The 21,732-nt window shown below is 60.1% G+C and carries 20 protein-coding genes; 14 read left to right on the top strand and 6 right to left on the bottom strand.

Going from position 1 to position 21,732, the window contains the following annotated elements:
• Positions 1 to 59: 59 nt before the first annotated feature.
• On the bottom strand, positions 60 to 2,414 hold the full coding sequence (locus tag ACIPIZ_RS15235) for a hybrid sensor histidine kinase/response regulator (RefSeq protein WP_122661401.1): 2,355 nt from the start codon (positions 2,412 to 2,414) through the stop codon (positions 60 to 62).
• 347 nt (positions 2,415 to 2,761) lie between these two features.
• Here ACIPIZ_RS15235 and ACIPIZ_RS15230 point away from each other — a divergent pair, with 347 nt between their 5' ends.
• The 4 genes from ACIPIZ_RS15230 (at position 2,762) to ACIPIZ_RS15215 (ending at position 6,282) form a co-directional block, all read left to right on the top strand.
• A complete protein-coding gene (locus tag ACIPIZ_RS15230; protein WP_007909650.1) occupies positions 2,762 to 3,559 on the top strand; it encodes a hydroxymethylpyrimidine/phosphomethylpyrimidine kinase in 798 nt (265 codons plus the stop codon).
• A gap of 18 nt (positions 3,560 to 3,577) precedes the next feature.
• Positions 3,578 to 4,201: a thiamine phosphate synthase gene (gene thiE / locus ACIPIZ_RS15225; protein WP_122661403.1), complete on the top strand. Its 624-nt coding sequence runs from the start codon at positions 3,578 to 3,580 to the stop codon at positions 4,199 to 4,201.
• A gap of 17 nt (positions 4,202 to 4,218) precedes the next feature.
• Positions 4,219 to 5,502 (top strand): glutamate-1-semialdehyde 2,1-aminomutase, encoded by a 1,284-nt coding sequence (gene hemL, locus ACIPIZ_RS15220; RefSeq protein WP_401165927.1) that lies wholly within the window; start codon positions 4,219 to 4,221, stop codon positions 5,500 to 5,502.
• Between the two features lie 225 nt (positions 5,503 to 5,727).
• Positions 5,728 to 6,282: a tetratricopeptide repeat protein gene (locus tag ACIPIZ_RS15215; protein WP_003228518.1), complete on the top strand. Its 555-nt coding sequence runs from the start codon at positions 5,728 to 5,730 to the stop codon at positions 6,280 to 6,282.
• Between the two features lie 124 nt (positions 6,283 to 6,406).
• On the opposite strand, the gene ACIPIZ_RS15210 is transcribed toward ACIPIZ_RS15215, so the two are convergent.
• Complete coding sequence (locus ACIPIZ_RS15210; RefSeq protein WP_003185742.1) at positions 6,407 to 6,736, bottom strand: DUF1820 family protein; 330 nt, start codon at positions 6,734 to 6,736, stop codon at positions 6,407 to 6,409.
• 133 nt (positions 6,737 to 6,869) lie between these two features.
• On the opposite strand from ACIPIZ_RS15210, the gene miaB reads away from it, so the two are divergent.
• From miaB to lnt, 5 genes are all read left to right on the top strand, one after another.
• On the top strand, positions 6,870 to 8,198 hold the full coding sequence (miaB, locus tag ACIPIZ_RS15205; RefSeq protein ID WP_008081077.1) for a tRNA (N6-isopentenyl adenosine(37)-C2)-methylthiotransferase MiaB: 1,329 nt from the start codon (positions 6,870 to 6,872) through the stop codon (positions 8,196 to 8,198).
• A 177-nt stretch (positions 8,199 to 8,375) separates the two neighbouring features.
• The gene (locus ACIPIZ_RS15200) at positions 8,376 to 9,374 is read left to right on the top strand and encodes a PhoH family protein (RefSeq protein ID WP_141126539.1); all 999 of its coding nucleotides are present in this window, start codon (positions 8,376 to 8,378) and stop codon (positions 9,372 to 9,374) included.
• On the top strand, positions 9,367 to 9,861 hold the full coding sequence (gene ybeY / locus ACIPIZ_RS15195; RefSeq protein WP_253481724.1) for an rRNA maturation RNase YbeY: 495 nt from the start codon (positions 9,367 to 9,369) through the stop codon (positions 9,859 to 9,861). The genes ACIPIZ_RS15200 and ybeY overlap by 8 nt, the downstream gene beginning before the upstream one ends.
• 5 nt (positions 9,862 to 9,866) lie before the next feature.
• Entirely contained in the window at positions 9,867 to 10,706 is an 840-nt protein-coding gene (locus tag ACIPIZ_RS15190; protein ID WP_401165925.1) for an HlyC/CorC family transporter, read from the top strand.
• Between the two features lie 17 nt (positions 10,707 to 10,723).
• Positions 10,724 to 12,247, top strand: coding sequence for an apolipoprotein N-acyltransferase (gene lnt / locus ACIPIZ_RS15185; protein WP_401165923.1), 1,524 nt, complete (start codon positions 10,724 to 10,726; stop codon positions 12,245 to 12,247).
• A gap of 126 nt (positions 12,248 to 12,373) precedes the next feature.
• On the opposite strand, the gene ACIPIZ_RS15180 is transcribed toward lnt, so the two are convergent.
• Together ACIPIZ_RS15180 and ACIPIZ_RS15175 are read right to left on the bottom strand one after the other, a co-directional pair.
• Positions 12,374 to 13,141: a YdcF family protein gene (locus tag ACIPIZ_RS15180; RefSeq protein ID WP_122853741.1), complete on the bottom strand. Its 768-nt coding sequence runs from the start codon at positions 13,139 to 13,141 to the stop codon at positions 12,374 to 12,376.
• 104 nt (positions 13,142 to 13,245) lie between these two features.
• Entirely contained in the window at positions 13,246 to 13,569 is a 324-nt protein-coding gene (locus ACIPIZ_RS15175) for a hypothetical protein (RefSeq protein ID WP_064390736.1), read from the bottom strand.
• 255 nt (positions 13,570 to 13,824) lie between these two features.
• Between ACIPIZ_RS15175 and leuS the strand changes: the two genes are divergently transcribed.
• The 5 genes from leuS (at position 13,825) to ACIPIZ_RS15150 (ending at position 19,925) form a co-directional block, all read left to right on the top strand.
• Positions 13,825 to 16,431 (top strand): leucine--tRNA ligase, encoded by a 2,607-nt coding sequence (leuS, locus tag ACIPIZ_RS15170; protein WP_401165920.1) that lies wholly within the window; start codon positions 13,825 to 13,827, stop codon positions 16,429 to 16,431.
• Positions 16,432 to 16,519: 88 nt separating this feature from the next.
• Positions 16,520 to 17,125, top strand: a complete 606-nt coding sequence (lptE, locus tag ACIPIZ_RS15165; protein ID WP_064390738.1) for an LPS assembly lipoprotein LptE — start codon at positions 16,520 to 16,522, stop codon at positions 17,123 to 17,125.
• A 39-nt stretch (positions 17,126 to 17,164) separates the two neighbouring features.
• Positions 17,165 to 18,202 carry a DNA polymerase III subunit delta gene (gene holA, locus ACIPIZ_RS15160; protein WP_105708263.1) on the top strand — a complete coding sequence of 346 codons (1,038 nt, stop codon included), beginning with the start codon at positions 17,165 to 17,167 and terminating at the stop codon, positions 18,200 to 18,202.
• Positions 18,203 to 18,377: 175 nt separating this feature from the next.
• Complete coding sequence (gene arfA / locus ACIPIZ_RS15155) at positions 18,378 to 18,542, top strand: alternative ribosome rescue factor ArfA (protein ID WP_064390740.1); 165 nt, start codon at positions 18,378 to 18,380, stop codon at positions 18,540 to 18,542.
• Positions 18,543 to 18,602: 60 nt separating this feature from the next.
• Entirely contained in the window at positions 18,603 to 19,925 is a 1,323-nt protein-coding gene (locus tag ACIPIZ_RS15150) for a lytic murein transglycosylase (RefSeq protein WP_064390741.1), read from the top strand.
• Between the two features lie 87 nt (positions 19,926 to 20,012).
• Here the strand turns inward: ACIPIZ_RS15150 and ACIPIZ_RS15145 are convergent, their stop codons facing one another.
• Positions 20,013 to 20,960 (bottom strand): LD-carboxypeptidase, encoded by a 948-nt coding sequence (locus ACIPIZ_RS15145; protein ID WP_064390742.1) that lies wholly within the window; start codon positions 20,958 to 20,960, stop codon positions 20,013 to 20,015.
• 174 nt (positions 20,961 to 21,134) lie between these two features.
• A partial coding sequence (locus ACIPIZ_RS15140; RefSeq protein ID WP_401165916.1) for a lipoyl synthase occupies positions 21,135 to 21,732 on the bottom strand: 598 nt, incomplete at its 5' end.

Raw genomic sequence — 21,732 nt, 5'->3', positions numbered from 1 at the left:
CACCGCACCGCAAGCGGTCAAAGTGTCATACCAGCCGAATTTGCGGCGCTTTTACCCTATTAACAGCACAGAACCCGGCGTTCCAGCGCGGATTGCAAATCTTCGAATTTCACCGGTTTGCTCAGGTAGTCGATTGCAGCCCCCGTTGCGCAAAGCTCACGATCAGCGTTCAACGCCAGCATGAACACCGGCAGATTGGCGCAGCCCGGCAATGCGTGAATCTGGCAGCACAACGAAGCGCCCTCATGGCTCGGCAACTGGCAATCGATCAGCACCGCATCGACCGTTTCACGCTGCAGACAATCGAGCGCAGTCGCGCCGTTGTCGGCGGTACGCACGCGAAAGCCAAGCTTGAGCAACATGCCACGCATCACCAATTGGTTGACGCTGTTGTCGTCCACCAGCAACACCGTGCAGTCCTGCGGTGCACGCACGCAATCACGCGAAGACGCAGAAATCGGCGCAGATTCAACCACCGGCAGTTCGAACTCGACATCCAGCTGAAAGCGGCTGCCGCTGCCTGGTTCGGAACGATGGGTGAGTTTGCCATCGAGCAGCTCGACCAACTGTCGGCAAATCGCCAGACCAACGCCGAGGCCGCCGTATTCACGAGTCATCGAACCGTCGAGCTGGAAAAAACGCTGATACATCGTCGCTTCGCCCAGATCGGTAAAACCGATGCCGGTGTCGATCACCGCAAACGACAGCGCCAGACGATTGCCCGTCGACGGTTTGCCGGTTACTCGCAGCGCCAGCCCGCCGACACGGGTGAACTTGATCGCGTTGTCCAACAGGCATTCCAGGCATTGCGCCAGTTTGGCGCTGTCGCCGTGCAGGCGATCCGGCAGCGTCGGCAGCACCTCGACTTTGAAGTCCAGTGACTTGCTCGACGCATTGCCATCGAACTGCACGCGCAACGCCTCGACCACCGCACGCAGGCTGAAACTGCCCGGCGCGGCCTTGAGCTTGCCGGCCTGCAATTCGGTGAGGGTGAGGATGCCGTTGACCATGCGCATCATGTCCCGCGCGGAACCGGCGGCGGTTTGCTGATATTGCTCAAGCTCCGGATCCAGATCGACGGTCTGCATCAGTTCCAGTGAACCGATCACACCGTTCATCGGCGTGCGCAGTTCATGCGTCAGGGTCGCGAGGAATTCATCCTTGAGCTTGTTGCTGTGGGCCAGTTGCTGGTTGAGCACTTCGAGTTTCTGCCCGGCGTCGTAAAGCGTTTGCGCCTGCTGCTCGCGCATCGCGTTGATGCGGTCGGCCAGTGCCAGCGACAGCAGCGCCACTTCAATGGCCGAGCCGATCTGACTGGCGTACATGGTCAGGAACACGTTCGGCAGCAAGCCCAGCACCATCAGCGTGTTGACGATGCCGCCGAGCAGAAACGCCGACCAGGCAATGATGAAGTACCGTGCCACACGCAAGCCGCGCCACCAGGCCAGAATCCCGGCGGCGAAAATCACTACCGTAAAGGTCAGCGCCAGTATCGTCGCCAGACGCAGCGACAACGCGTAACTGGTCATCAGCGACAAACCAACCACCAGCGCGCCGAACGCGATCAGTGCAATCAGCAAGCGATCAAGCCAGCGGCTGTGGTTTTTGGTCTGCAGGAAACTGCGGGCGAACTGACTACCGAACAGGCCGGCGCAACCGATGAAAAACGGCGTCGCGGCGTTGGCCCACCAAGGGTTATTCGGCCAGAAGTATTCGACCGCTGCACCGTTCACCGACAGTTGATAGAGGCCGAACGAGGCGATGTAGAAGATGTAATAGAGGTAGCTGGTGTCGCGCACGCTGAGGTAGATGAACAGGTTGTAGACCACCATCCCCAGCAATACGCCATAAATGATGCCCAGCACATACAGCCGCACCGGCTGGTCCTCGAGGTAGGCGGTGCTTGACCACAACGTTACCGGTGCCTGAATCGAGCCTTCGCTGGCCAGTCGCAGGTAAACGGTTTGCTGTTGATCCGGTTCAAAGGCCAGGTCGAACAGGTAATTGTTCTGGCGGATCTCACGACTGGCGAACGGCAGCGCATCGCCAGTTTGCCGGGCGAGGCGGTAATCGCCATTGGCGTCGGCGAGGTACAAATCGAGGTGATCAAGCGGCGGATAAGCCAATTCCAGCAACCAGGTGCGCTGGGCAGCGGGATTGCTCGGACGATAATGCAGGTCGATCTTCAGCCAGAACGCCGAGCGTGAGTAACCGGCATTCAGCGTGGCTTTATCGTGAAGTTTGAAATTGCCGGCGGCAGCCTGCGCGCGAACATCGGCAATGCTCGCCTGACCGCTCGGGTCTTCGAACACTTGCAGCGACCGGCCCAGAGGCAGGCTCTGGGTAAATTCGTCGAATTCGACGGCGCTCGCCATGAGGGGCAAGCAGAACAGCAACATCAGCAAATAGCGCATTGAAGCCCCAGCGTGGCTCGTCCGGTTGTGTCAGGAAGCCCCCCATTCCCTTTGAGTAGACGTAAAACCGGTATTACCTGTTATTGGTTTGGATCCAGACTAGCATAGCCGTTGATGGCCATTGAGCACCATTGAAATTTTTCCTACAAAGGCTCTAGCACGGGCGTTCCAGAGCAAAGCAGCGGGCTAGAGCTGTTGGGTTGGTCAGGTAGATCAAAAGATCGCAGCCTGCGGCAGCTCCTACATTGATCTGGAGTTTCCTGTAGGAGCTGCCGCAGGCTGCGATCTTTTGATCTTGCTCCGCCAGCCACACCCGAAAATCAGCTTTGGTGGTAAGCTCGCGCACCATGAATATCTACAGCTCCCGCCCCGTTGTCCTCTGTCTCTCCGGCCACGACCCAAGTGGTGGCGCCGGCTTGCAGGCAGATATCGAAGCTCTGCTCGCGCAGGGTTGCCATGCGGCTCCGGCCGTCACCGCGCTGACCGTGCAAGACACCGTCAACGTCACTGACTTCCGCGTCCTCGACCGTGAGTGGGTATTGGCCCAGGCCAATGCCGTGCTCAACGACTCCGAAGTCGCAGCGGTCAAACTGGGCATGCTCGGCTCGCTGGAGATGGTCGACACTGTTGTCGAACTGCTCTCGGCGCACCCGCACTTGCCGGTGGTCTGTGACCCGGTACTGCGCGCCGGCGGCGGCGGACGCCTGGGCAAGGACGAGGTCGGCTATGCGATGCGCGAGCGACTGCTGCCGCTGTCGATCATTGCCACCCCTAACCTTCCTGAAGCCCGCATCCTCGCCGAACTGCCTGAGGGCACTGCGGACGAGTGTGCGGAAAAACTCCTGCCGTTCGTCAAAAACCTGCTGATCACCGGCGGCCATGGCGACGAAACTGAAATCCACAACCGCGTGTACAGCCGCGACGGTCTGCGTGAAACCTTTATCTGCCAGCGTCTGCCGGGTAGCTATCACGGTTCCGGTTGCACATTGGCCAGCGCATTGGCCGGGCGACTGGCGCAAGGCGAACACCTCGCCAGCGCCGTGCGCAGTGCACTCGATTACACCTGGCGCACCCTGCGCGATGCCGAACAACTGGGCAAAGGCCAGTTCGTCCCGCGTCGCCTGCCGCTGGATTTCTGCTCGTAACGTCGTGAGGTCTGCCCGATGAAACTACGTGGCCTGTATGCCATTACCGACAGCGAGCTGCTGGCCGGCAAGTTTCTGTCTTATGTAGAGGCGGCGCTGGAAGGCGGCGTCACCCTGCTGCAATACCGCGACAAGAGCAACGACGAGGCCCGCCGCTTGCGCGAGGCCGAAGCGCTGCGCGATCTGTGCGAGCGCTACAAAACGCAACTGATCATCAACGATGACGCCGAATTGGCGGCACGCCTCAATGTCGGCGTGCATCTGGGCCAGACCGATGGCCCGCTGTCGCCGACCCGCGCCCTGCTCGGTTCGAAAGCGATCATCGGTTCGACCTGCCACGCGCAAATCGCGCTGGCCGAACAAGCCGCCAAAGAAGGCGCGAGCTACGTCGCCTTCGGCCGCTTCTTCAACTCCAACACCAAGCCCGGCGCGCCGACCTGCAGCCTCGACCTGCTGGACGAAGCCAAGCGCACGTTGCACCTGCCAATCTGCGCGATTGGCGGCATCACCCTCGACAACGCCGCCCCGCTGGTGGCCCATGGCGTCGACCTGCTTGCCGTGGTTCACGGTCTGTTTGGTGCCGAAAGCGCCGCCGAAGTGACCCGTCGCGCCCGCGCGTTCAACGAATTGTTCAAATCCTGAAGATTGAGAGCCCGATCATGTCTCGTTCCGAAACCCTGTTTGCCAATGCTCAGAAACACATTCCCGGTGGCGTAAACTCGCCAGTCCGTGCATTCAAGAGCGTTGGCGGCACACCGTTGTTCTTCAAGCACGCTGAAGGTGCTTACGTTACCGATGAAGACGACAAGCGTTATGTTGATTACGTTGGTTCGTGGGGCCCGATGATCCTCGGCCACAGCCACCCGGACGTGCTCGACGCGGTGCGCAATCAACTGCAACACGGCTTGTCGTACGGCGCGCCGACTGCGATGGAAACCGAGATGGCCGATCTGGTCTGCTCGCTGGTGCCGTCGATGGACATGGTGCGCATGGTCAGCTCCGGCACCGAAGCGACCATGAGTGCGATCCGTCTGGCCCGTGGTTATACCGGCCGCGACAGCATCATCAAGTTCGAAGGCTGCTACCACGGCCACTCCGACAGCCTGCTGGTCAAGGCCGGCTCCGGCGCCCTGACCCAAGGCGTGCCAAGCTCGGCCGGCGTGCCGGCGGCATTCGCCAAACACACACTGACGCTGCCGTTCAACGACATCGACGCCGTTGAAAAAATGCTCGCCGAAGTGGGCGAGGACGTGGCATGCATCATCGTTGAGCCGGTGGCCGGCAACATGAACTGCGTACCACCAGCGCCGGGCTTCCTCGCAGGCCTGCGCTCGCTGTGCGACAAACATGGCGTGGTGCTGATTTTCGACGAAGTGATGACCGGTTTCCGCGTTGCCCTCGGCGGTGCTCAGGCGTACTACGGGGTCAATCCTGACCTGACCACCTTCGGCAAGATCATCGGCGGCGGCATGCCGGTCGGCTGCTTCGGCGGCAAGCGCGAAATCATGGAGCGTATTGCGCCGCTGGGCCCGGTATATCAAGCCGGTACGCTGTCGGGTAACCCGCTGGCGATGGCCGCTGGTTTGACCACGCTGCGTCTGATCAGCCGTCCGGGTTTCCACGCCGAGCTGACTGACTACACCACGCGGCTGCTCGATGGTCTGCAACAGCGCGCTGATGCGGCTGGCATTCCGTTCGTGACCACCCAGGCTGGCGGCATGTTCGGTCTGTACTTCAGCGGCGCCGACGACATCGTCACCTTTGAAGACGTGATGGCCAGCGACGCGGCACTGTTCGGTCGCTTCTTCCACCTGATGCTGGAAGGTGGCGTGTACCTGGCACCGAGCGCCTTCGAAGCCGGTTTCACCTCGATCGCCCATGGTGAGGCCGAGTTGAAACTGACCCTGGACGCTGCCGAACGCGCCTTCGCTGCACTGAAGTAATCGCCGTACCGCTGACGTTGGCTATGGCCAGCGTCAGCATTCACCTACACCCACGCTGTTTTTCCGATGCTCCTGCTAAAAATCTTCCCTAAAGTGGGCGATATATTCCCCGCGCAGCAGAAAAACGAGTAAAGACTTTGTAAGGTTGGCCCTGCTTATTTCATAATGCGCGCTTATTGGATCCCTCGATGGGTCCGCGTGCCCTTCAGAGGTAAGTCGATTCCCATGAACCGCACCGGCCGCACCCTTGCCTTGGGCTGCCTGTTGCTCCTTCAGCCCCTGCTCGCGCATGCACAAGCAGGCGGCAACTCGTTGTTGATCCCGGCGATGGGTCGTTGCACCCTCAATACTCAGCCGCAAGACGTCACGCAGGCCTTGGCCGCGTGCCAGAAAGCGGCGGACGAAGGGGATGCGCAAGCGCAATACGAGTTGGGTGAGTTCTACTACGACGGCAAGAATGCGCCGCGCGACCTCAATCAAGCCCTGAGCTATTTCGAAAAAGCCTCGTTGCAAGGCCACGCTCAGGCGCAATTCAAGCTCGGCACCATGTTCTTCCACGGTGAAGGCGTGCAGGCCAACAACATTCAGGCGTATATCGTGCTGAAGATGGCCGCGGTCAACGGCGCTGAAGATGCGCTGGACACCGCCGACGAAGTTTCCGAAAAGATGTCCCGCGAAGATCTTGAGACCGCCACCCAGGTGCTCGGGCAGATTTTCCGTAAATACCTGATGGAACTGCAGAGCGCCGATGGGCGTACGCCGTTTTCGCCTCTTCCCTGATCAGCGATAGTTCCCACGCTCTGCGTGGGAATTCATCCCGTGACGCTCCGCGTCACCGACGCAGAGCGTCGAGGGCGGCTTTCCCACGCAGAGCGTGGGAACGATCAGCATCCAGAATCTGCTGTTACTTCTCAGGCATCGGCATCGGAAACGGCATCACATTGCCGACCGCACCGCGGGCTTCGCTGATTTTCGGGGTACCCAGACGCTCCACCTCGTCGATGCGCACAATCGAATGCATCGGCACAAAGCTGCGCACCACGCCTTCGAACTGCGCCTTGAGCTTTTCTTCGCTCGGGTCGACGACCACTTGCGTACGCTCGCCAAAGACGAACTCTTCCACTTCCAGAAAGCCCCACAGATCACTTTGATAGATCTGCTTGGCGTACATTTCGAACACCTGGCCCTGGTTGAGGAAAATCACCTTATAGATTGGAGCTTCGCGTTTGGTCATGGCGGGGGGATAACATCGGGGATAAAAATGAGGGCGCAAACTATAGCATAGCCTCCGGGCGCACAGCGGTAGGAACCTGAGGGCTTGTTCCCTATAATGCCGGGTTCTTTGAATCACGTGATGACCCTAATCCATGGCCAAGAAGCTTTACATCGAAACCCACGGTTGCCAGATGAACGAGTACGACAGCTCGCGCATGGTCGATCTGCTGGGTGAACATCAGGCCCTGGAAGTCACCGCCCGCGCGGAAGACGCCGACGTGATTCTGCTCAACACCTGCTCGATCCGCGAGCGCGCTCAGGATCGCGTTTACTCGCAGCTGGGCCGCTGGCGCGAACTGAAGCTGGCCAACCCGGAAATGGTGATCGCCGTCGGCGGTTGCGTGGCCAGCCAGGAAGGCGCGGCGATCCGTGATCGTGCGCCTTACGTCGACGTGGTCTTCGGCCCGCAGACCCTGCACCGCCTGCCGGAAATGATCGACGCTGCACGCATCACCAAGCTGCCGCAGGTCGACGTGTCGTTCCCGGAAATCGAAAAATTCGACCACTTGCCCGAGCCGCGCATCGATGGCCCGAGCGCGTACGTGTCGGTAATGGAAGGTTGCAGCAAATACTGCACGTTCTGCGTGGTGCCTTACACCCGTGGCGAAGAAGTCAGCCGGCCGTTCGATGACGTGATCGCCGAAGTCATCCACCTCGCCGAGAACGGTGTGCGTGAAGTGACTTTGCTGGGTCAGAACGTCAACGGCTATCGCGGTACGACCCACGATGGTCGTTTGGCCGATCTCGCCGAGCTGATTCGCGTAGTTGCCGCCATCGATGGCATCGACCGCATTCGTTACACCACTTCGCACCCGCTGGAATTCTCCGACAGTCTGATTCAGGCCCACGCCGATGTGCCGGAACTGGTGAAACACCTGCACTTGCCGGTGCAATCGGGTTCCGACCGGATTCTCGCGGCGATGAAGCGCAATCACACCGCGCTGGAGTACAAATCCAAGCTGCGCAAACTGCGCGCTGCGGTACCGGGGATCTGCATCAGCTCGGACTTTATCGTCGGTTTCCCCGGCGAAACCGAGAAAGATTTCGAACAGACCATGAAGCTGATTGCCGACGTCGGTTTCGACTTTTCCTACTCGTTCGTTTACAGCCAGCGACCGGGCACCCCGGCTGCCGATCTGGCCGACGACACACCGGAAGAGTTGAAGAAGGAGCGCCTGAACGCACTGCAACATCGTTTGAATCAGCAAGGTTTCGAGATCAGCCGACAAATGGTCGGCTCGATCCAGCGCATTCTGGTGACCGATTATTCGAAGAAAGACCCGGGCGAGCTGCAAGGACGCACCGAGAATAATCGTATCGTCAACTTCCGCTGCGACAATCCCACCCTGATCGGCCAGTTCGCCGACGTGCACATCGACGCGGCGCAGCCGCACTCGCTGCGCGGCTCGTTGATCCAATAAATGCAAAAGATCGCAGCCTTCGGCAGCTCCTACATGGATTACATTCCGCTGTAGGAGCTACCGAAGGCTGCGATCTTGACGGTGTCGACGCCAAGAATATTTAAGAGCTTTCGCACCCAGGCCTCTGGCGTTATCCTTGATTTCATCTCAATTGCCCCAGGGCGGCTAAATACGACCTTGAACGCACCCATAGAACCACATCGTTTTATCCTCGAGCCCTTTGAGGCTCGCCGCTTCGCCAATCTGTGCGGGCAATTCGACGAGCATTTGCGCTTGATCGAACAGCGCCTGACCATCGAGATCCGCAACCGCGGAAACCAGTTCGAGCTGATCGGCGATCCCAAGCACACCACGTCTGCGGAAAATCTGATTCGTCGCCTGTACCGGGAAACCAAGGGTTCAGAGCTGTCGCCAGATACGGTGCACCTGTTCCTGCAGGAATCGGCCGTGGTCGAGCTGGACAATCACGCCCCCGCCGAAGCCTCCGTCGCCCTGCGCACCAAGAAAGGCATGATTCGCCCGCGCGGCTTGAATCAGTTGCGCTATGTGAAGGAAATCCTCGGCAACGACATCAACTTCGGCATCGGTCCAGCCGGTACCGGCAAGACCTATCTGGCCGTTGCTTGCGCTGTCGATGCACTGGAGCGTGAACAGATCCGTCGCATCCTGCTGGTGCGTCCGGCGGTTGAAGCGGGTGAAAAACTCGGCTTCCTGCCCGGCGACCTGTCGCAGAAGATCGATCCGTACCTGCGCCCGCTCTACGACGCGCTCTACGAGATGCTCGGTTTTGAATACGTGGCCAAGCTGATTGAACGTCAGGTGATCGAAGTCGCGCCGCTGGCCTACATGCGCGGTCGCACGCTGAACAACAGCTTCATCATTCTCGACGAAAGCCAGAACACCACCGTCGAACAAATGAAAATGTTCCTGACCCGGATCGGCTTCGGTTCTACCGCCGTCATCACCGGTGACATTACCCAAGTCGACCTGCCGAAAGGCACCAAGTCGGGTCTGCACCATGTGATCGAAGTGCTCAAAGACGTGCCGGGCATCAGCTTCACGCACTTCCAGCCCAAAGACGTCGTGCGCCATCCTTTGGTCCAGCGGATCGTCGAAGCCTACGAGCGCTTCGAAAACCGTGACGAAGCACCCAAGGACACCCCGCGAAATGCTTGAGCTAGACCTGCAAATCGCGACTGAAGCGAGCGCGCCGAGCGAGGCCGACTTCCGCCTGTGGTGCGAACTGGCCCTGCGTCAACGCACCGCCGACTCGGAAATGACCATTCGTCTGGTCGACGAGGAAGAAGGTCGCGAGCTCAATCACACCTGGCGCCACAAGGATTACGCGACCAACGTCCTGTCGTTCCCGGCTGAAGTGCCCGACGAGTTTCTCGACATCCCATTGCTCGGCGATCTGGTGATCTGCGTAGCGGTGGTTGAGCGCGAAGCCGCGGAACAAGGCAAGGAACTAAAGGCCCACTGGGCACATCTGGTCATTCACGGCTGCTTGCATCTACTCGGTTACGACCATATAGATGACGACGAAGCCGAAGAAATGGAAGCACTGGAACGCGAGTTGCTTGCCGAATTGGGCTATCCCGATCCGTACGCGGACGACGAACCCGAAACATCCCCTATCGTTACAACAAAGGATTCAGAGTAATCGCTATGAGCGAAGATCGATCGAGCAACGGGCAGAAGTCATGGCTGGGTAACCTGACCCAGGCTTTTGCCCACGAGCCGAAGAACCGCCAGGAGCTCCTCGAGCTGCTGCGCGATGCACATCAGAACAAACTGTTGGACAGCGAAGCGCTGGCCATCGTCGAAGGCGCCATTCAGGTGGCTGACCTGCAAGTACGCGACATCATGGTGCCGCGCTCGCAGATGATCAGCATCAAGGCGACCCAGACACCGCGTGAATTCCTTCCGGCCGTGGTCGACTCGGCCCACTCGCGCTATCCGGTCATCGGCGAAAGCCATGACGACGTGATGGGCGTGCTGCTGGCCAAGGATCTGTTGCCGCTGATCCTCAAGGAAAACGGCGACAGCTTCAACATCAAGGATCTGCTGCGCCCGGCCACCTTCGTGCCGGAGTCCAAGCGTCTGAACGTGTTGCTGCGTGAATTTCGCGCCAACCATAACCACATGGCCATCGTCATCGACGAATACGGCGGTGTGGCGGGCCTGGTGACCATCGAAGACGTACTGGAACAGATCGTCGGCGACATCGAAGACGAGCACGACGTCGAAGAAGACAGCTACATCAAGCCATTGCCGAGTGGCGACTTCCTGATCAAGGCACTGACGCCGATCGAGAACTTCAACGAGTTCTTCGACAGCGAGTTCTCCGACGACGAGTTCGACACCGTCGGCGGTCTGGTGATGAGCGCGTTCGGGCACTTGCCAAAACGCAACGAAATCACTGAAATCGGTGCTTATCGTTTCCGCATCCTGAATGCCGACAGCCGTCGGATTCATTTGCTGCGACTGACACCAATCGCCCGGTAACACATCTAAGGATTGAAATGCGCTGGACAACCCGCCCCGGCTGGCCCGGTAACCTGCTGGCCGTGGCGGCCGGTGCAATCACCACCTTCGCTCTGGCGCCCTTCAACATCTGGCCGTTGGCTTTGCTGGCGGTCGGCCTGTTCTATGCCGGCCTGCGCGAGCTAAGTCCGCGTCAGGCGCTGGGCCGTGGCTGGTGTTTCGGCTTCGGGCTGTTCGGCGCCGGCACCAGCTGGATCTACTACAGCATTCACCATTTCGGCGGCGCTTCGGTGCTGCTTGCCGGGTTCCTGATGCTGTTGTTCACAGCAGCGATTGCCTGGTTCTTCGCCCTGCCCGCCTGGTTGTGGGCGCGCTGGCTGCGCCGTAATGAAGCGCCGCTGGCCGACGCCTTGGCATTTGCCGCGCTGTGGGTCGCTCAGGAAATGTTTCGCGGCTGGTTCCTTACTGGTTTCCCTTGGCTGTACTCCGGTTACAGCCAGCTCGACGGTCCGCTGTCGGGGCTCGCGCCAGTCGGCGGCATGTGGCTGGTGTCGTTCGTGCTGGCACTGACTGCTGCGCTGATCTACAACGCACCGCGCTTGCTGCAAACCGGACGCAAAGGTTTTGTCGTTGCCGGTCTGGTGCTGCTGATCGGGCCTTGGGCAGCGGGCATTGCGCTCAAGGGCCACGCCTGGACCAGCCCGTCCGGCGCGCCGCTGAGCGTTGCCGCGATTCAGGGCAACGTCGCACAGAGCATGAAATGGGATCCGGCCGAGCTCAACGCGCAGCTGGCCTTGTACCGCGATTTGAGCTTCCGTTCGAAACCGGTGGACCTGCTGATCTGGCCGGAAACCGCCGTGCCCGTGCTCAAGGAGTCCGCCGAGGGCTACCTGAGCATGATGGGCAACTTCGCCGCTGAGCGTAAATCGGCGCTGATCACCGGCGTGCCGATTCGCGAAATGGTCCGCCACGAAAGACGTTTCTTCAACGGGATTACCGTGGTCGGCGAAGGTGACGGCACTTACCTGAAGCAGAAACTGGTGCCGTTCGGCGAATACGTGCCGCTGCAGGACATTCTCCGTGGCTTGATCGCGTTCTTCGACTTGCCGATGTCCGACTTCGCCCGTGGCCCCGCCGATCAGGCGCTGTTGCAGGCCAAGGGTTACCAGATTGCGCCGTTCATCTGCTACGAAGTGGTGTACCCGGACTTCGCCGCCGGTCTGTCAGCGCGCAGTGATTTGCTGCTGACGATCAGCAACGACACCTGGTTCGGCACCTCGATCGGCCCGCTGCAGCATTTGCAGATGGCGCAGATGCGGGCGCTGGAGGCGGGCCGCTGGATGATTCGCGCGACCAACAACGGTGTGACTGGCTTGATCAACCCGTTCGGGCAGATCACCGAGCAGATTCCGCAGTTCGAGCAGGGCGTGCTGTACGGCGAAGTAGTGCCGATGCACAACTTGACGCCGTATCTGCAATACCGCTCGTGGCCGCTGATGATCGTGTGCCTGCTGTTGTTTGGCTGGGCACTGATGGCGAGCCGGATGTCGAAAACCCTTTAAAGCCCTCCGACATGATCGTTCCCACGCTCCGCGTGGGAACGCCGCCGGGGACGCTCCGCGTTCCGCTTCGGATGTGGCGCAGAGCGCCACGGGATGCATTCCCACGCAGAGCGTGGGAACGATCAATCAGTCAGCCTTATAAAACAGCGAATACCCCACCTGCCCCACCGCCTCATTCAGCAACTGCCCGCTCTGCCAGATCGATTTGAATTCCGGCAACCAGCCACCAAACGGTCTCGCGTTATCAGTGCCCAAAAAGCCCACCGGCGCCGGCACCACTTCAAATCCTGCCTGCTGAAAACTCCATACCGAGCGCGGCATGTGCCAGGCCTGCGTTACCACGACTACGCGCTTGATCCCTTGCGGCAACAAAATATCAGCCGTGAATTTCGCGTTTTCCCACGTCGTACGACTCTCGCCTTCCTGCCAACGCACCATCACGCCAAAATCGTCGCGCAATGAATCCGCCATCAACTTCGCCTCGGTCGGTGGCGTACCGTAATGCAAGCCACCCGTGGTCAGAATCGGCAGGCCCGACGCCTTGGCCAGCCGCGCTGCATAACGCTGGCGCTCAAGCCCCACGCCGGTCGGCTGATCCTCGCCCCACGCCAGATCACCACGCTCGCGCCCGGAGCCCAACACCACAATGGCATCGGCACGCTGCGCCAGCGTTGCCCACTCCTCACGGGCCAATGGCGGTTCACGCTCCAGCGCCTTGGCGCTCCACTGCACGACGACTGGCAGGCTCATCAGCCAGAACCCGCCCAAACCCATTGCAAAAAACACACCGGCCAGGCGCGGCCGTGAGCGGCGCAGCCACCACGCAGCCAGCAACAGCAGCAAAAAAATGCCGGGCGGCAATAGAAGTTGTTTGATGAAATAACGAAAGGGCATCGGGCATCTCCAGAGATGCCCGAAGCCTAAGAGTGTTAATAACGCGTTACAACCAGTAGGTGGGATCCCGTTGAAAAAGATCCGTTTCTTGACCTGCCATGCGCTTACTTGGCCTGCACAGCCCGTACTTTGACGGTGTCTCTGCCGGGCGCCTTGTCCTTGAGCCAGATGACCTTGGCCGAATGTGCTGCATCGAGCTGCTTCACTGCTTGTGACAGGCATCCATGCGTTTCACGTTCACTGCGATCCAGATAGGCCTTGACCAGTTTGAACTCGGCGGGGCTCAAGCCACGCAATTCCAGTTCCAGGGGGCGCTCATCGCGCAGCCGGTCAGCGGTTTTTACGGCGTCCAGGGCCATACCCAGACGATCGATCAATCTTTCGTACAACTCGGGTTTCGTTACGTTTTTTTTCCGTTGCTCCACCATCCCTCACCTCATTGAAGATAAGACTCACTCCCCAGTTAGAGCTTAGCTTCGCTGCACAAACCGGCTGTACGCCGCGACCAACGGCCCCCGGCACATGTATTGCGGCGTATGTAGCTGTAATCAGGGTTTCCCTAGGCCAAGCGCGGTCATGTATGCTACGGCGCTTCCTGTAATTCCACTTCCAGCTCGTCCGGGCCAACCCCGGAACCTGCGTTGAAGAGGATTAGGCCACCCCTATCCAGTACAAAAGTAGCCATGCACGAACAATATCAGCCCCGTGAAATTGAAGCCGCCGCCCAGTCCTTCTGGGACGAGCAAAAGTCCTTTGAAGTCAGTGAACAGCCAGGCAAGGAAACCTTCTACTGCCTGTCGATGTTCCCTTACCCCAGCGGCAAGCTACACATGGGGCACGTGCGCAACTACACCATCGGCGACGTGATCTCCCGCTATCAGCGCATGCAAGGCAAGAACGTTCTGCAACCGATGGGGTGGGACGCCTTCGGCATGCCGGCGGAAAACGCCGCGATGAAGAACAACGTAGCGCCCGCCAAGTGGACCTACGAAAACATCGCCTATATGAAGTCGCAACTGCGCAGCCTGGGCCTTGCGGTCGACTGGTCGCGCGAAGTGACCACCTGCAAGCCGGATTACTACCGCTGGGAACAATGGCTGTTCACTCGCCTGTTCGAAAAAGGTGTGATCTACCGTAAAAACGGCACCGTGAACTGGGACCCGGTCGACCAGACCGTTCTGGCCAACGAGCAAGTGATCGACGGTCGCGGCTGGCGTTCCGGCGCGCTGATCGAAAAGCGCGAAATCCCGATGTACTACTTCAAGATCACCGCCTACGCGGATGAGCTGCTGGAGAGCCTCGACGAACTGACTGGCTGGCCTGAACAGGTCAAGACCATGCAGCGCAACTGGATCGGCAAATCCCGCGGCATGGAAGTGCAGTTCCCATATAACGTCGACTCGATCGGCGAAGCCGGCACCCTCAAAGTCTTCACCACCCGTCCGGACACCCTGATGGGCGCGACCTATGTCGCCGTGGCTGCCGAGCATCCACTGGCCACTCTGGCGGCAAAAAACAACACCGAGCTGCAAGCGTTCATCGCTGAATGCAAGGGCGGCAGCGTTGCCGAAGCCGACGTCGCCACGCAAGAGAAGAAAGGCCTGCCGACCGGCCTGTTCGTCGAGCACCCGCTGACCGGTGAAAAACTGCCTGTGTGGGTCGCCAACTACGTGCTGATGCACTACGGCGACGGCGCTGTAATGGCGGTACCGGCGCACGATGAGCGCGACTTCGAATTCGCCCACAAGTACAACCTGCCGGTGAAATCGGTGGTGCGTACCAGCTCCGGCGACACCAACCCGGCGCCGTGGCAAGACGCGTACGGCGAACACGGCACGCTGATCAACTCCGGCGACTTCGACGGTCTCGACTTCGCTGGCGCGTTCGACGCCATGGAAGTCGCGCTGATCAAGAAAGAACTCGGCGCCTCGCGCACCCAGTTCCGCCTGCGCGACTGGGGCATCAGCCGCCAGCGCTACTGGGGCTGCCCGATCCCGATCATCCACTGCGATGCGTGCGGTGACGTGCCGGTGCCGGAAGATCAACTGCCTGTCGTCCTGCCGGAAGACGTGGTGCCGGACGGTGCCGGTTCGCCGCTGGCGCGCATGCCAGAGTTTTACGAGTGCACCTGCCCGAAATGCGGCCAGCCTGCCAAGCGTGAAACCGACACCATGGACACCTTCGTCGAGTCGTCGTGGTACTACGCACGCTACGCCTCGCCGCACTTTGAAGGCGGTCTGGTGGAAAAATCCGCCGCTGACCACTGGCTGCCGGTGGATCAGTACATCGGTGGTATCGAACACGCGATTCTGCACCTGCTCTATGCGCGTTTCTTCCACAAGCTGATGCGTGACGAAGGTCTGGTCAGCTCCAACGAGCCATTCAAGAACCTGCTGACCCAAGGCATGGTGATCGCCGAGACTTACTACCGTCGCGAAGCCAATGGTGCTTACACCTGGTTCAACCCGGCAGACGTAGAACTCGAGCGTGACAGCAAAGCCAAGGTCATCAGCGCCAAGCTGAAGTCCGACGGCCTGCCGGTGGAAATCGGCGGCACCGAGAAAATGGCCAAGTCGAAGAACAACGGCGTTGACCCACAGTCGATGATCGATCAGTTCGGCGCCGACACCTGCCGCCTGTTCATGATGTTCGCCTCACCGCCTGACATGAGCGCAGAATGGTCCGACTCCGGCGTTGAAGGTTCGCACCGTTTCCTCAAGCGTGTCTGGCGTCTGGCGCAAGCCCACGTAACCCTGGGCCTGCCGGGCAACCTGGATGTCGCCGGCCTGAGCGACGAGCAGAAAGCCGTGCGCCGTTCGATCCACCTGGCCATCAAACAGGCCAGCCACGACGTCGGCCAGAACCACAAATTCAACACCGCCATCGCCCAGGTGATGACGCTGATGAACGTGCTGGAAAAAGCCGCGCAAGGCACCGAACAGGATCGTGCGCTGCTTCAGGAAGGCCTGGAAGCAGTAACACTGTTGCTGGCGCCAATTACCCCGCACATCAGCCACGAATTGTGGAGTCAGCTGGGCCACGCCGATCCGGTGATCGACGCGGGTTGGCCGGCAGTGGACGAAAGTGCATTGGTACAGGACAGCCTGACCCTGGTTATCCAGGTCAACGGCAAGTTGCGCGGCCAGATCGAAATGCCGGCCAGCGCAACCCGCGAAGAAGTCGAAGCCGCCGCGCGCACCAACGAAAACGTACTGCGTTTCGTCGACGGACTGACCATTCGCAAAGTGATCGTGGTTCCGGGCAAACTGGTCAACATCGTCGCCAGCTAAATTGGATTGGGCGTCAGGTCCGCCTGACGCACTGTAAAACCTTTCGGGCCGCAAGGTCGGCCCACATGGTTTCAAGGGGAGCAACACAATGATCAAACGCAATCTGCTGGTGATGGGCCTCGCTGTTCTGCTGAGCGCCTGCGGTTTCCAGCTGCGTGGCACAGGCACCACCGAACTGACGATCAAGGAGCTCGACCTGAGCGCCCGCAACGCCTACGGCGAGACCGTCACCGATCTGCGCCAGATGCTCGAGTCCAGCGGCGTCAAGGTATACAACGGTGCGCCGTACAAGCTGTACCTGGCTGACGAACAGGAAAACCAGCGAATTCTCAGCTACGCCGGTGCCGGCCGTACTGGCGAATACCAGGTCAACACCGTCCTGAGCTACGACATCATTGGCGAAAACAACCTGAACCTGCTGAGCAGCAAGCTTGAAGTGCAGAAGGTGTTCATCCACGACGGTAACAACCTTGTCGGTTCCGATCAGGAAGCCAACGACGCCCGTCGTGAAACCCGTCGCGAGCTGGTTCAGCGCATGATGCTGCGCCTGCAACAGCTGACTCCAGCGCAACTGGAGCAACTGCAGCAAGCCGCCAACGACCGCGCCAAAGCTGAAGCCGATGCGCTGCAAGCGGCACAAAAGGCTGAAGCGGAAACCCCGCGTCAGTCGCCCCTCGAAGTACCGCAGCAGTAAGACGTTCGGGGCGCTCCGGCGCCCCGATCGACCTTTCTTATGAAGCTCGCACCCGCCCAACTCGGTAAACACCTGCAAGGCGCCCTCGCGCCGGTCTATATCATCAGTGGCGATGACCCGCTGTTGTGTCAGGAAGCTGCCGACGCCATCCGCAACGCTGCTCGCCAGCAAGGTTTCGACGAACGTCAGGTCTTTGCCGCTGACGCCAATTTCGATTGGGGCACGTTGTTGCAGGCCGGCGCGAGCATGTCATTGTTCGCGGAAAAACGTCTGCTGGAACTGCGCCTGCCTTCAGGCAAGCCCGGTGACAAGGGGGCCGCGGCCTTCATCGAATATTGCTCACGCCCCGCTGAAGACACGGTGCTACTGATCAGTTTGCCCAAGCTCGATGGCAGCGCGCAGAAAACCAAGTGGGGCAAGGCGCTGGTTGAAGGCCAGCAGACCCAGTTCATCCAGATCTGGCCGGTGGATGCCAATCAACTGCCAAGCTGGATTCGGCAACGTCTGTCGCAGGCCGGTTTGTCGGCCAGCCAGGATGCGGTCGAATTGATTGCTGCACGCGTCGAGGGCAATTTGCTCGCGGCCGCGCAGGAAATCGAAAAGCTCAAGTTGATGGCCGAAGGAGGCCAGATCACCGTTGAAACGGTGCAGGCCGCCGTAGCGGACAGTGCGCGCTTCGATGTGTTTGGCTTGACCGATGCGGTGCTCAACGGCGAACCGGCTCACGCATTGCGCATGCTGGAAGGCTTGCGCGGTGAAGGTGTCGAGCCACCGGTGATTCTCTGGGCACTGGCGCGGGAGTTGCGTCTGCTGGCCAACATCTCGTTGCAGTACAGCCAGGGCACGCCGCTGGACAAGTGCTTCAGTCAGGCCAGGCCGCCAGTCTGGGACAAGCGCAAACCGCTGATGAGCAAAGCCCTGCAACGCTACTCGGCGCAACGCTGGGCGCAGTTGTTGCTCGAAGCCCAGCGTATCGACGCGCAGATCAAAGGCCAGGCGGCGGGTTCACCGTGGATGAGCCTGAGTCGCTTGGCGTTGTTGATGGCCGGTCAGCGACTTTCACTGCCTGCTGAATAGAATCAAAGATCGCAGCGTGCCGCAGCTCCTGCACCGATCCCTGTAGGAGCTGCGGCACGCTGCGATCTTTTGATCTTGTTTTCCGACAAACACCATCCACATTTGCCCTATAGACAGACGCCCAACATCGGCAGATTATTTGCCGCGCAAACCCCACTCACTCGAGAGAACCCTCATGAGCAAAAAGCCATCGAAACATGGCCCCAACAAGGCCAAATCCATTGTCGCCCAGCCTTTGTTCCGCAGTCGTCAGGAACGACCAGCCAAGGGCAAAGGCAGCTACCGCCGCGAAGCCTTCCAGTCTGACAGCTGGGAGGCTTCTTACTTTCTGGCCGCTTAAAGCGCAGTACCCCCCGGTCATGTTAAGGTCTGCACCTGATTCGTTTTCCTGGAACTGTGCATGCCCCTAAGTCTTTCCCGTCGCTGGCCTGTTCGCCAGATGATCGCTGCCTCCAGCTTCATTCTGCTTGTCGCCTGCGCGGAAAAACCCACCGCCGCCGATGCGCAACCCCTTCAAGCCGCGCCTGTCGCCACGGCCCCAGCGATCATCCCGCCGGTAGTGCCGTCCGCCGACCCTCTCGATCTTCAGCCCACTCAGACCTTTGCCGAATGGCAGGCAGGTTTTCGCAAGGACGCGCTGGCCGCCGGGATTCGTCCTGATCTGTTTGATCGCGCCTTTGCCAATGTCAGCTTCGATGCCAGCGTGATTCGCGCCGACCGCAGCCAGCCGGAGTTTTCCCGCCCGGTGTGGGAATACCTCGACGGCGCGCTGTCGCCACTGCGCGTGCGCAAAGGTCAGGCATTGATCAGCCAGTACGCCGATATTCTGCAAAGCATCGAGCAACGTTATGGCGTCGATCGTCAGGCGCTCGTTTCGGTATGGGGCATGGAGAGTAATTTCGGCCAGTTCCAGGGCAGCAAATCGGTGATCAACTCACTGGCCACCCTCGCCTACGAAGGTCGTCGCCCGGGCTTTGCCCATGCGCAATTGATCGCCGCCCTGCAAATTCTGCAACAGGGCGATATCACGCCAGAGAAGATGCTTGGCTCCTGGGCCGGCGCGATGGGCCAGACCCAGTTCATTCCGACCACTTACAACACCCACGCCGTGGATTTCGACGGTGACGGTCGCCGTGACATCTGGGGCAGCCCGGCGGATGCGTTGGCTTCCACTGCGCATTACTTGCAAAGCTCCGGCTGGCAGCGTGGCCAGCCGTGGGGTTTTGAAGTGCAACTGCCGAGCAGTTTCAATTACACGCTGGCTGACGGCGCGATTCGCAAGAGTGTCGCTGAATGGCGTCAGTTGGGCGTGATTCTGCCGAACGGCGGGCAGGCGCCTGCGGGCACTGAACAGCTGTCCGCCGCCCTCTTGCTTCCGGCGGGCTACCGTGGCCCGGCGTTCCTCATCCTCGACAACTTCCGTGCGATCCTCAAGTACAACAACTCGTCGTCGTATGCGTTGGCAGTGAGCCTGTTGTCCGAGCGTTTCGACGGCGCTGGCTTGATCAACGGCACGTGGCCGAAAGATGACCTGCCATTGAGCCGTACCGAGCGGATGGAGTTGCAGACCCTACTGAGTGCGCGCAATTACGATGCCGGCACGGCTGACGGGATTATCGGCGCCAATACCCGCAAGGCGATTCGCAGTGCGCAGCAGGCGCTTGGCTGGCCGGCGGATGGCTATCCGACGCACAAGTTGCTGGAAAGCCTGCGGAGCCAATAAAGCCAGATCAAAAGATCGCAGCCTGCGGCAGCTCCTACATGGATCGCATTCCAATGCAGGAGCCGCCGCAGGCTGCGATCTTTTGCATTATCGGGTCACCACATCCTGCTCCAGCAGCAACTCCTGCTTTCCGGCATCCAGACGCACCAGCGCGCCCATCGGCAGCGTCAGGTTCGGATCGCAATGGCCGCTGCGCCACCCCGACAGGACCGGAATCCGCAACGGTTCAAATGTCTGCTTGAGCAAGCGGTTCAATGCCGCGACATCCACTCCTGCCACATCCCCAACCAACACTCCGCGCAATTTGGCCAACTTGCCGGCCAGACGCATCTGGGTCAGCAACCGGTCGATGCGATACAACGGCTCGTTGATGTCTTCGATGAGCAGAATCACCCCTTCGACATCAATCTCGTAAGGCGTGCCCAACGTTGATGCAATCATCGCCAGATTGCCGCCGAGCAAGCGTCCGTGAGCGATACCGGGCGCAACCGTGGTCAATGGATAAGCCACCGGATGACTCAGCACACTCCCCGCCCTCAACTGGCCGCGCAGCATGGCGAAGAACGAAGTGACGGTCGGCGGCTCCTTGTCGCCCAGCAGGTCGGCATTGAGCAGCGGTCCGTGAAAGGTCACGAAGCCGGCATAGCGACTGATGGCCAGGTGCAGTGCGGTGATGTCGCTGTAGCCGACAAATGGCTTGGCGTTACGACTCAGCAGATCGTAGTCGATCCGGTCCAGCAGTCGTGGCGTACCGTAGCCACCGCGCAAGCAGATGATCGCGTCAACTTCAGGGTCGGCGAACGCGGCGTGCAGATCGTTGAGCCGCACGTCATCGCTGCCTGCCAGATAGCCATCCTTCTCGTAGACGCCAGGAAACACTTTCAACCCATAACCCCGGGCGCGCATCCATTGCACAGCCTTGTCGGTGTCCAGCGCACCGGGCCCGGCTGGCGCGATCACGCCGATCAGCCCTTCCGAAGGCAACGCGGGCACCGGTTTATGGGGAAACAGTGTGTGGGTGGGTCGAACGGTCATCCATGGATCTCCCTGTGTGAACTCATGCGCACACAGTAGTCAGGAACGGGAGGAAACAGAAGAGGCTCTGCTGCCCCGCGCATTGCAGGAAAAGTATGCGCCTGGCGTAGGACAGGCAAAAAAATACCCGCGAAGACTAACGTCTCGCGGGCATTTTTTACGTTCAGCAGCGGATCAGGACCCCATCAACTCAGCCTTCACCAGCTTGGCTTGCTCGTCGGCGTGGTACGAAGAACGCACCAGCGGGCCCGAAGCGACGTTCTTGAAGCCCATCTTGTAACCTTCCTCGGCGAACCAGGCGAAGGTGTCCGGATGGACGAAACGCTGCACCGGCAAGTGGCTACGCGACGGTTGCAGATACTGACCGAGGGTCAGCATGTCGATATCGTGTTCGCGCATGCGCTTCATGACTTCGATGACTTCTTCGTCGGTCTCGCCCAGACCCAGCATCAGGCCGGATTTGGTCGGAATGTGCGGCATCATCTGCTTGAAGCGTTGCAGCAGAGTCAGCGACCACTGGTAATCCGAACCCGGACGCGCTGCCTTGTACAGGCGCGGCACGGTTTCCAGGTTGTGGTTGAACACATCCGGTGGCTCGGCGGCAGTGATTTCCAGCGCGACGTCCATGCGGCCACGGTAGTCCGGGACCAGGGTCTCGAGCTGCACGTTCGGCGACAGTTTGCGGATTTCGCGGATGCAGTCGGCAAAGTGCTGGGCACCACCGTCGCGCAGGTCGTCGCGGTCAACCGAGGTGATCACCACGTACTTGAGC

The organism is Pseudomonas sp. NPDC087690, assembly GCF_044743175.1.
Classification (GTDB): domain Bacteria; phylum Pseudomonadota; class Gammaproteobacteria; order Pseudomonadales; family Pseudomonadaceae; genus Aquipseudomonas.
This window is presented reverse-complemented; position numbering and strand designations above follow the sequence as displayed.